At 42.1% G+C, this 1771-nt stretch carries 2 protein-coding genes; both read right to left on the reverse strand.

What is annotated here, in order from left to right; all coding sequences use genetic code 11:
* The coding region (locus tag L654_RS0100125; RefSeq protein WP_024606898.1) for a Na+/H+ antiporter NhaC family protein at positions 1 to 1208 on the reverse strand (1208 nt) is incomplete at its 3' end.
* Positions 1209 to 1399: 191 nt separating this feature from the next.
* Positions 1400 to 1771: serine hydrolase (locus tag L654_RS0100130; protein WP_024606899.1), on the reverse strand; the 372-nt coding region annotated here is incomplete at its 5' end.

Genomic DNA, 1771 nt, shown 5'->3' on the forward strand with positions numbered 1-1771 from the left:
CCACCCAAAATAGCACCTACCACAAGCGACGGTGGTAAACCTAGCGCTTGAATAAGTGGCACACCAATTGGGATTAATATAGCAAACGTGCCCCACGATGTACCCGTAGTAAACGACATAACTGCGCCGGTTAAAAACAGCACCGGTACTATTAGGTAAATAGGTAAGTAGTCACCAACAAGTGACGCTACAAATACGCCAGTACCAAGCTCTTTTAAGCTTGCGCCAAGTGTAAGCGAAAGCAGTACAATAGCGACTAGCGGCATTAATTCGCCCATACCTTTAAAACCGGTATCAACTAATTGATGGTGCGTAAATTTACGAGAACCAATCATTAAAAAGTAAGCGACAACAATGGCTAAAACCGTTGCGTACAATACTGACTTAGAGCCACTACCCTCTGCCAACACACCATTACCGGTGTAATACATAAAACCAACCATGCTGGTAATGAGCGTAATAAGCGGGATTAACATATAACGCGCTTTAGAGGCTTTTATTTCATCTTTTAAGTCGGTTTTTTGAAGCTCTAGTTTTTCTTCGGCTTCTTTCATTGGGCCATGCACTTTATCAAACGCGATTGTGTAAAAAACAATAACAAGGGTAATTATGGCGTAAAAGTTATACCCAACGCTGCCCCACAAAACCGATACAGCCGATTCACCTAGCTCGTAGTTACCTAACAAACCAAGTACAAATGCACCCCAGCCGTTAAGTAGTATTAAAATACACACTGGCGCACTGGTGCTGTCAATAATGTACGCTAGACGCGCTCGACTCATTTTAAATTTATCGAACAAGCCACGCGATAAAATACCCGAGGTAAGTACGCTCAGGTTAGATTCTATAAACACCGCAATGCCGGTAAACATGGTTAAAAAGCCCACTTGGCGCTTACTTTTTGCAATGCCTTTGTTCATTAGCATATTAACAGTTGCTGCAACGCCGCCAGATTCGCGAATGTAGGCAAGCAATGCACCAATTAAAATACTAAATATTAATATGCGTGTATTACCTGGCGAGCTGGCAACCGAAATAATACGTTCAATGGTATTTAAAAAAGTATCAAACAAGCTATTACCTTCGCCCTGAAAGGCGAGTAAAAACTCAGAAGAAGCAACAGCAACAAGTAGCGCCATAATCACTTCTTTTCGCCAAAACACGATAGCAATCGCAATTAGCGGCGGTAAAATAGAATACCAATGCATAAAAAGTTAACCTTAATTATTAGCGAGTAAACCTCGCTTTGTACGCGTTTTAACGCTTATTTGTTAAGCCTAACAACATAAACCGGCTTAGTTTTATAGACCGCTTAGCTTAATGGATTGGCTTACTCAAGTCACCTGTAAATAAATCACTTAAGGTGGCACGGTTAGTACGTTTTAACCTATACGATAGCTTATTGATTTAGTAACGCTTCATAAATAAGCGACACCACCGATCCGTACTGTGCGGTTTCAAATTGTTTACCTGTAAATTCGTAACGTTTTAGCGAGCCTTTAATTGCACTATGGCGAGCATTAGTAAGTAAAACAATAGCCAAGTCGTAAGCGGGGTCGATTACGGTCACTGTACCCGTCCAACCTGTGTGGCCATAAGCCTGCGCGCTTGCATAAGGGCCAAAGTGCCAGCGCCTTGCTTGATTATTACCAGCAAACCTAAAGCCAAGCCCGTAAGTTTCGTCGCTGCTTTGCGGCGTTAAAAATTGCGCTAAGGCGCTTGTACTAAATAATTGTTGGTCGCCGTAGCCACCATTATTTAGTAATAGCTG

The organism is Pseudoalteromonas sp. TAB23, from assembly GCF_000498075.1.
Classification (GTDB): domain Bacteria; phylum Pseudomonadota; class Gammaproteobacteria; order Enterobacterales; family Alteromonadaceae; genus Pseudoalteromonas; species Pseudoalteromonas arctica.